General features: G+C 36.2%; 11 protein-coding genes. 3 read left to right on the top strand and 8 right to left on the bottom strand.

The annotated features are described in order from the left end of the window. From ACI4WO_RS06425 to ACI4WO_RS06395, 7 genes are all read right to left on the bottom strand, one after another. On the bottom strand, positions 1 to 558 hold a 558-nt coding region (locus tag ACI4WO_RS06425), incomplete at its 3' end, for a pseudouridine synthase (RefSeq protein ID WP_439806734.1). 11 nt (positions 559 to 569) lie between these two features. Further along, positions 570 to 1,709, bottom strand: coding sequence for a D-alanyl-D-alanine carboxypeptidase family protein (locus ACI4WO_RS06420; RefSeq protein ID WP_439806733.1), 1,140 nt, complete (start codon positions 1,707 to 1,709; stop codon positions 570 to 572). A gap of 106 nt (positions 1,710 to 1,815) precedes the next feature. After that, on the bottom strand, positions 1,816 to 2,202 hold the full coding sequence (gene ytfJ, locus ACI4WO_RS06415; protein ID WP_439806732.1) for a GerW family sporulation protein: 387 nt from the start codon (positions 2,200 to 2,202) through the stop codon (positions 1,816 to 1,818). A gap of 31 nt (positions 2,203 to 2,233) precedes the next feature. Continuing rightward, positions 2,234 to 2,860, bottom strand: a complete 627-nt coding sequence (locus ACI4WO_RS06410) for a hypothetical protein (RefSeq protein WP_439806731.1) — start codon at positions 2,858 to 2,860, stop codon at positions 2,234 to 2,236. A 27-nt stretch (positions 2,861 to 2,887) separates the two neighbouring features. Further along, positions 2,888 to 3,466 (bottom strand): SMC-Scp complex subunit ScpB, encoded by a 579-nt coding sequence (gene scpB / locus ACI4WO_RS06405; protein WP_439806730.1) that lies wholly within the window; start codon positions 3,464 to 3,466, stop codon positions 2,888 to 2,890. Continuing rightward, positions 3,453 to 4,172: a segregation and condensation protein A gene (locus ACI4WO_RS06400; protein ID WP_439806729.1), complete on the bottom strand. Its 720-nt coding sequence runs from the start codon at positions 4,170 to 4,172 to the stop codon at positions 3,453 to 3,455. The genes scpB and ACI4WO_RS06400 overlap by 14 nt, the downstream gene beginning before the upstream one ends. Before the next feature lie 4 nt (positions 4,173 to 4,176). Beyond that, the gene (locus ACI4WO_RS06395; protein ID WP_439806728.1) at positions 4,177 to 4,929 is read right to left on the bottom strand and encodes a site-2 protease family protein; all 753 of its coding nucleotides are present in this window, start codon (positions 4,927 to 4,929) and stop codon (positions 4,177 to 4,179) included. A 211-nt stretch (positions 4,930 to 5,140) separates the two neighbouring features. Between ACI4WO_RS06395 and rpmB the strand changes: the two genes are divergently transcribed. Next, positions 5,141 to 5,329 carry a 50S ribosomal protein L28 gene (gene rpmB / locus ACI4WO_RS06390; RefSeq protein WP_177498312.1) on the top strand — a complete coding sequence of 63 codons (189 nt, stop codon included), beginning with the start codon at positions 5,141 to 5,143 and terminating at the stop codon, positions 5,327 to 5,329. 107 nt (positions 5,330 to 5,436) lie between these two features. Here the strand turns inward: rpmB and ACI4WO_RS06385 are convergent, their stop codons facing one another. Further along, positions 5,437 to 6,135, bottom strand: coding sequence for a TVP38/TMEM64 family protein (locus ACI4WO_RS06385; RefSeq protein WP_439806727.1), 699 nt, complete (start codon positions 6,133 to 6,135; stop codon positions 5,437 to 5,439). Between the two features lie 272 nt (positions 6,136 to 6,407). Here ACI4WO_RS06385 and ACI4WO_RS06380 point away from each other — a divergent pair, with 272 nt between their 5' ends. Together ACI4WO_RS06380 and aroB are read left to right on the top strand one after the other, a co-directional pair. Then, on the top strand, positions 6,408 to 7,145 hold the full coding sequence (locus ACI4WO_RS06380; protein WP_439806726.1) for a hypothetical protein: 738 nt from the start codon (positions 6,408 to 6,410) through the stop codon (positions 7,143 to 7,145). Positions 7,146 to 7,196: 51 nt separating this feature from the next. Next, a partial coding sequence (gene aroB, locus ACI4WO_RS06375) for a 3-dehydroquinate synthase (RefSeq protein ID WP_439806725.1) occupies positions 7,197 to 8,239 on the top strand: 1,043 nt, incomplete at its 3' end.

The following is an 8,239-nucleotide window of genomic DNA, read 5'->3' as shown; positions in this document are numbered from 1 at the left end:
CTCTTTAATTGTAATAAGAAGCACTACTCTTCCCGGCTCCTTATCCTTAACCACAACGTTTGCCGGCAGTGTTTTTCTTCCGTCCAGCTCTATACCCTCCGAAAGAGCCACCAGCTGCTCATCAGAAATATCAGGGCGTACTGTTACTCTGTAAGTCTTGCTTATCTGCTTTGCCGGATGCATAATACTGTTTGCAAAATTTCCGTCATTTGTAAATAAAAGCAGTCCTTCAGAATTTCTGTCAAGTCTTCCCACCGGATAAACCCTTGTATCAATACCGTCCAGAAGCTCAGTAACGCATTTTCTTCCCATTTCATCGTTCATTGTAGTAACGTATCCTCGGGGCTTATTCATCATAAGATAAACAAAGTTCTTCTTTTTAGGCACATAAATTCTTTCACCGTCAATAGTAATATTATCACGGACTGTTGCCTTGTCTCCAGGTTTTACAGGATGTCCGTTTAACTTCACTCTGCCGCTTGTCATAAGCTCCTCCGCCTTTCGACGTGAGCAGTATCCGCAATCGGCAATTATTTTTTGTATCCTTATTTTTTCCAATTTTAAACTCCTTAGTTACCGAACAAAAAGGTTTTTACTTTATTTAAAAAACTCTTACTGCTATCCTTTTTTTCTGTCATTTTATATTCAGCATTTTTCATAGCTTTCAATGGTATGCTGTCAATATATCTGCCGTCATAAAAATATTGTATTTCACCGACCTTATCACCTGTTTTCACACCAGCATATATAAAAGGCGGCAGAACAATTTTACTGGAAATTCTGTTTTCAGTTTTTCCGTCATCGCCTATTACAAGCTTTTCATCTGCTCTCACCGGCAAGGTTTCTTCCGTACCGCCGGCTATCGGTACAGGAATAATTTCATCAGAACCAAGCTCCAGAGTATCCAGCAGAGAAAATCCGTAATCATACATATTTATATGATCCTGCCAGTCATTTTTATCATTTAATGTAACGCATATCATTGAAATACCGTCACGCTCACAGGCTGAAACCAGACACCGTCCGGCTTCGTCTGTAAATCCGGTTTTTACCCCCTTTACCCCCTCATACATGTCAAGAAGCTTGTTAGTATTAACCAGCCATCGTTCATAGGGGGGATTTCCGAATTCGACCTTTGCCTTTTTCTGTGAACAGATCTCAGCAAACTCCGGGTTGCGCAGTGCCTCTCTTGCAAGCAAAGCCATATCATATGCCGAAGAGCCATGCCCTTCCCCTTCGAGTCCCGACGGAGTCACAAAGCAGGTTCGTGTCATTCCGATTTCTTCTGCACGTTCATTCATCATTTCTGCAAAATGTTCAATACTGCCGCCGATTTTTACGGCTGCTGCATTTGCAGCATCGTTTCCGGACGGCAGAAGCATTCCATAGCACAAAGCACGTTTTGTAACTACATCCCCCTCCACAAGTCCCATAGAAGAGCCTTCCACCTTTATAGCATCACTGTCAACTACAAATTCATCATCCAGTCCTCCGCTTTCAAGACAAAGAAGAGTTGTCATAATTTTAGTTGTACTTGCCATAGGTAGTTTTTCAGAAGAATTTTTCTCAAACAGTATTTTTCCGGTTTTCTCTTCAATCAGAACACATGCTTTCGCAGAAACCTCCGGAAGAGCATTTTCAGCAATAACCGGAACCGAAACTGTCAAGGCAAAAAAAACTGAAACAACAGCAGAAATAATTTTTTTCATAAAACCCTCCACAAGCTTTTTATGACAAAACCGCACCCTATAACGGGTTTTGGTACGGTATTACCTTATATCTTATGAGGTTTTCCTGAAAAATAGGACAGCTTTTTTATTCTTCGTTTTCTTTTTTATCTTTATTTATCATCCCGGAAATTTTATCCACAACATCAGGGATAAGATTTACCAGTGCATTAGGAGTTGATGCATTTACAGACATCTGCATAAGCTTTGCTTCTCCTTTATAAACCACCAGAAAAGCCAGCGGCTGAATTGACACTCCCGCACCTGAACCGCCTCCGAAAAGATCCTTCTGTGTTTTTGCCGGAAGATCAGAACCGCCTGATGCAAAGCCAAACGATACTTTAGAAATAGGAATAATAGCTGTTCCGTCCTGAAGCTGTATAGGATCTCCTACAATTGTGTTTACATCAACCATTTCCTTAAGCTTATCCATTGTAATTCCCATGATATTTCCTATTGTGTGATTTTCACTCATATAGATTTCCTCTCTTTCACGCAAAGATCTTTCAGTCAGACTTTGCCTTTTTATTTTTATTATTATTTACCAGAAAAGTCAGAATAAATACAAATGCAGATAAAAGTCCTGACGCCGGGGTAAACTTTACAATAAAACTAAAATTATAAATACATTCCGGCTGGTTATATATACACTTTATATTAATGCTTTTCTTTTTAAGCTTTACAAAGTATCCGAGATAACTGAATATATTATATACTACGATATTTGTCTTACCAAATTTCAACGCACAGTCATATGCATCCATATCAGAAATCGTAAAATCAACAAATATATCATATATACATATTCTTTTCATAACACACTTTAATGATTTTCCGCCTGATTTTAAAACATTCAGCACAAATTCAATTTTGTCCTCAGTTTTTTCGGGTATTAATTTATTTTTTTGAGATTTTTTATCAGATTTTTTATGAAACTTTTCTGTTTCACGTCCCTCTCTTTTCTCTTTTTTTCCTGAATCAGAAGTCTTTTTCTTTCCTGTTCTTTTTTTCCAAAACAGATATTTGATATAAATATCTGTTTTGCCGTTTTCATAATTTACATATATTCTTACAGGAGACAGAAACAGAATCAGTATAATCAGCAGTATTATTGCCAGAATGATCCATACCAATTCAATCTCTCCCTTCACATATGCATCTTAATCATTGTCTTCGTAATCATTATTGTCACATTCATCATCAAATAAACTTGTCTGAGAATCGTCACCTTCTCTGACAAGCGGCGGAAGATCATCCAGTGAACTAAGACCAAAACATCTCAGAAAATTATCTGTGGTTTTATATGCCACTGGTCTTCCCGGAACTTCAAGTCTGCCAGCTTCTTCCAAAAGTCCTTTATCCACCAGAGAATTTATAACAGACGAGCTGTCAATACCCCGGACATTTTCAACAAAACTCTTTGTAACCGGCTGATTATAAGCAATTACTGTCAGTGCTTCCATGGCAGCATTTGACAAAGGAATTTGTTTTTTATATTCCATAGCAGCTCTTATATATTCTGCATATTCTTTTTTAGTACACATCTGATAGCCGTTTCCGAGCCGCACTATATTAAGAGCACTTTCACTGTCCCTGTACCGGTCGTTAAGGGCTTTTACAAGTCCGGAAATACTGTTTTTGTCAACACCTGCCGCTTCAGAAATACGGTGTTCGTCCACAGGCTCACCGGAAGCGAAAAGTATTGCCTCAACTGCCCCAAGTTTTTCATTCAGCTGCAAAATTATCCCCCTTCTTCTTAAAGCTTATCATAGTATTATCATCGCTTATCACAATTCTTCCGGACTTTGTAAGCTCAAGTATCGCCAGAAATGTTGCCACTCTTTCAGAGCGTCCTGTCATTCCGTCAAACATGCTGTCAATATATGCACTTCCGTTTTTGTAAAGTGTTTTCAGAACATATACGACCTTGGAAATAACCGACACTACTTTCTGCTGAACAACATCATTAATTTTTTTCTCGTTTGCCTGTCTGAAATCGGTCTTTTTTATATGCATATTAAGGTAAATTTCAGCCAGTTTTTCCGGGGGATGTTCAAGCTTATAAACACTGTCCAGTTTAATTTTCAAAGGCTCTCTTACAAAAATATCATTTCCCGTATATGATGCCTTAAGCTTTTCAGCTGCTCTTTTGCATGCTGAATATTCAATCAAAGTTCCCTGAAGCTCTTTCTTTATTTCTTCAGCTTCTTCCGGTTTCGGCAGCAAAGACGCAGTTTTGATATATATAAGTCTGGCAGCCATTTCCAGAAATTCTCCTGCAAGCTCCAGATCCTGTTCCTTTGCCTGTTCAATATATAAAAGATATTGTTCCAGAAGCTTTGAAATTTCTATATCATTGATGTTAAGCTTGTGTTTGGCTATCAGGTGAAGAAGCAGGTCAAGAGGTCCTTCAAAAACATCAAGTTTAAAAGATATGGTTTCCAAAATATCATGCTCCCATTAATTTCGGGATAAATCCTGTAATAAACCACAGGAAATTCAAAAGCTGATTTCTGATCCATCCCAAAGGTCCGTTAAGCACTCCGGTAATAATAACAAGCATAAATACTATATTTACAATCATATAATTATTTGAAATCCATCTGTCAAACTTTGCACTTGTAAAATAACTTAAAATTTTTGAACCGTCAAGAGGCGGAATAGGAATAAGATTGAAAATTGCAAGACCTATATTAATAACTATAAAGCATTCCAGAATAAAAAGTATAAAGAACATATAATTCATTCCGTTTGCACTTTTTTCAAGACTTGAACCAGTAAGCGGCTGATTCAGAATTTCATCTATATTGCTGTACTGAGTATATAAAATTGAAATTCCGTCCCGGAAAAAAGCAGAAGCAGTTAAAATACGGTAAATTAAAAAAGCAATCAGAGCGACTAATAAATTTGAAAGCGGACCGGCTGCCGCAGTAACAGCAACTCCAAGACGCTGCTTTTTGAATTTCAGAGGATTTATAGGAACAGGCTTTGCCCATCCGAAGCCTGTCAGAATAAGGCAAATCGCTCCGAATATATCTATATGAGCCAGAGGATTCATAGTAAGCCGCCCCGCATATGCCGCTGTATCGTCACCCATTTTATGAGCCGCCCATGCATGAGCATATTCGTGAACAGGCAGTATCAAAAAAATAATCAGCACTTTAGTGAATAATTCCAGCAAATCGTTAATACCAAAATTCATTTTTTCTCCTTTCCAGTATGTAAAAACATACAATTACAAATAATAATTATTATACATTATTACCGATAAAATTTCAAGTACTAATAAACCTATAAGCACATTTTTTTAAAAAATTTCATATTTTTCAAAAAAAGACTTGATTTTTTCTTCACTTTCTGATAAAATATATCTGTTGACTTTTTGTTAAGTATATTCAAAGGAGGTGCAGTCAATGGCAAAATGTGATATCTGCGGTAAAGGTGTAACATTCGGTATCAAGGTTTCTCACTCACACAGAAGATCAAACAGAACTTGGAAGCCAAACGTTAAGCGTGTTAAAGCTATTGTTAAGGGTACCCCTTGCCATATCTACGCATGCTCAAGATGCCTTCGTTCAGGTAAGGTTGAAAGAGCAAACTAATATTTACTGAGATTATGAATTCAGGAACAGCATTTTTGCTGTTTTTCCTGTTTTTCATTAACGGTAATGAGAAAGAATTAAGCTCACTATTTTTAGTGAGCCTTTTTTTATTTAATTTCCTGCTTATCACTTCTTTTGGCTGTAATATAATTATTCAGAAAAATACCTGTAATTCCAATAGCAGCTGTTATAAGAAAAATTATAGCAGTAATAATCGGCTTGCCTTTGCTCAAAGTAGCACCCATCAGAGTTGATGATGCAACAGACGGTATTCTTGCGGCAGTTGCCAGAAAATAAAACCTTATCGGTTTGATATCAGTCAGAGAAATCATATACGACAGAACATCTTTCGGCGTTCCGGGAATCATAAGAAGAATAAATGCAATAAGCTCAAGCTTTTTTTCATCATGAAGAAATTTGAACTTCTGAAATTTTTCTTCTGAAACAAATGCATTAACAAGCGGCCGTCCGAACTTTTTCACAAGGTTATATATAATAACAGTAGCTAAACATATTCCGATTTCGCACAGTATCAGACCAAAAATTGCACCGAAAAGGACTCCGCCTATAATTTCTACCGGACCGCCTGGAATAAAAGCAAGAATAATATGCGTCATTTCCATAACAATATATAAAACAGGGGCAAATATTCCAAAACTTTCAACCTTTTGCTGTATATATATACGCCCTTCATCAGTCATAAGAAGCCTGATAAACGGAACAAGTACAAAAATCGTTAAAAAAGCACACAAAATAATTGCCAGTATCAGTGTGGCAACTTTTAAAATCTTTCTTTTTTTAGTCATTTTAATAGTCCTCTTTTTATTCTGCACCATAAAAAATAATTATTTTATTATTGGCATAATTTTCTCTTCTAAAACTAATTATAACACTTTTTTTTCAATTTGCAATATTCTTTTTAATTTTAGCACTTGTCAGTTTATAAAAATAATGTTATAATGTATATGATTGATTCTTGGGAAAAAAATTGTAAATGCTTTTCCAGAAGCTTTCTGCATGAAATTTTCCCCTTAAAAATATACATAATATACAGAACAAAAATATTCAGGAGGCAAAAATGAAATCCGGTGTTACATCAAATATCTGGCTTAAGCGAATAGCCTCAGTTTTCAGTCTTATTTACGCCGTCTATATATGCGTACTTGCATTCCGTTCGGTCTTTTACGATGTTATTATAAAAAAACCCGTAGTGTTCTGCGTTTATCTTTCAGCAATTTCTGCAGCTGCTCTGGTTATTATGATTTACTCAAGAAAACAGCTTGCTACAAAGCTTGCAAGCTTAATCCTGATTCCGGCACTTCTTCCTATTATTCTTATGTGTTTGGGATCATGGGAAATGATAATACCACTTGCCATATGTGCTGTAACAATATTCTTTGCAAGCGGTGCAAATGAAGGTACAAAAACATTGCTCGGAACAGTTTACCTTCTTATATATATTCTGGCGGCTCTTGCATATTTTATTTTTACATCCTATCTGACTTCTCCGGCAGTACAGAAAACTATTGAAGAAGGAGTATCCCCGTCAGAAAAATACCGATATGAAGTTATTAATACTACTGACAGCTCCGGCGGCTGCACAACTGTTATGCTTGAACCAAACGACAAGGATATAGTAAGATCATCTGTTACTTACAAGGCAAAAGGATATGACAGAAAATTATGTGTTAAAAGACCGCTTACTGAAGTAAAAATTGAATGGAAAGACGATGACTTATATATAAATGGAGAACGTTGGTTTACTCCGGAACAGGCACAAAAAGGAAAGTGTTTTGAAAAAGAATCTTTCTTTTAAAATCAACACAAATATTGTAAATATATTTGAATGAAAGGACTGACAGATTTTATGAAAATTATAACTGTCAATGCAAGTACTGCTTATAATATTTATATTGAAAGAGGCTTGCTGAAAAACTGCGGCAATATTATTTCTGATACGGTGAAAACCAGACGCGTTGCAGTCATAACTGACGATATTGTCCATAGGCTATATTATAATGATGTTGAAAAATCCTTGACTGAACACGGTTTTACCGTGTCAGAATTTGTTTTTCCAAATGGCGAAGAATCAAAATCTTCAGATACTTTAAATAAAATATATAACTTTCTATGTGAAAACAGTATTACCCGTTCCGACTGCATAATTGCTCTGGGCGGAGGTGTTGTGGGTGATATTACAGGATTTGCTGCTGCAACATTTTTAAGAGGTATTGATTATATTCAGATTCCTACTACCCTTCTGGCTCAGATTGATTCGTCAGTAGGCGGAAAAACTGCAATAGATCTGCCATGCGGAAAAAATCTTGTAGGTGCTTTTAAACAGCCTTCCTGTGTAATATGTGATTCTGACGTTCTGGAAACTCTCAAACCGGAAATCTTGTCAGATGGTATGGCTGAAGCAATAAAATATGGTATGATCCGTGACAAGGAATTATTTGACCTGATAGCTTCTCATAACCTTGGCAATGTACATTCAATTATTGATGAAATAGTTTATAAAAGTGTTTCAATAAAAAAAGATGTGGTGGAACATGATGAATTTGACACCGGTGAAAGAATGATTTTAAATTTTGGTCACACTCTGGGACATGCTGTTGAAAGCTATTATAATTACAAAACATATACTCACGGAAGTGCTGTAGCAATAGGCATGTGCATGATAAGCAAAAAAGGCTGTTCTGAAGAACTTACTGAAAAACTTATAAACTGTGTGCATGCATATAAACTCCCTGATTGCTGTGACGCTCCGGCAGGGAAACTTGTAAAACTCTGCTATAATGACAAAAAAAGAGTCAGCAATTCTATAAATTATATAATTTGCAAAGAAATTGGAAAAGCTTCAATAAAAAAAGTTTCAGTTGACGAATTTGAAAAATTTATTCTAGACTG

The organism is Porcipelethomonas sp., from assembly GCF_051893655.1.
Classification (GTDB): Bacteria; Bacillota; Clostridia; order Oscillospirales; family Ruminococcaceae; genus Porcipelethomonas.
The sequence above is the reverse complement of the archived record's forward strand: the minus strand, read 5'-3'. Positions and strand labels throughout refer to the sequence as shown.

What these genes read in the sequence shown, in the direction of transcription:
- ACI4WO_RS06420 (WP_439806733.1), bottom strand. Translation starts at nt 1,709, where the DNA reads ATGAAAAAAATTATTTCTGCTGTTGTTTCAGTTTTTTTTGCCTTGACA.
- ytfJ (WP_439806732.1), bottom strand. Translation starts at nt 2,202, where the DNA reads ATGAGTGAAAATCACACAATAGGAAATATCATGGGAATTACAATGGAT.
- ACI4WO_RS06395 (WP_439806728.1), bottom strand. Translation starts at nt 4,929, where the DNA reads ATGAATTTTGGTATTAACGATTTGCTGGAATTATTCACTAAAGTGCTG.
- rpmB (WP_177498312.1), top strand. Translation starts at nt 5,141, where the DNA reads ATGGCAAAATGTGATATCTGCGGTAAAGGTGTAACATTCGGTATCAAG.
- ACI4WO_RS06385 (WP_439806727.1), bottom strand. Translation starts at nt 6,135, where the DNA reads ATGACTAAAAAAAGAAAGATTTTAAAAGTTGCCACACTGATACTGGCA.
- ACI4WO_RS06380 (WP_439806726.1), top strand. Translation starts at nt 6,408, where the DNA reads ATGAAATCCGGTGTTACATCAAATATCTGGCTTAAGCGAATAGCCTCA.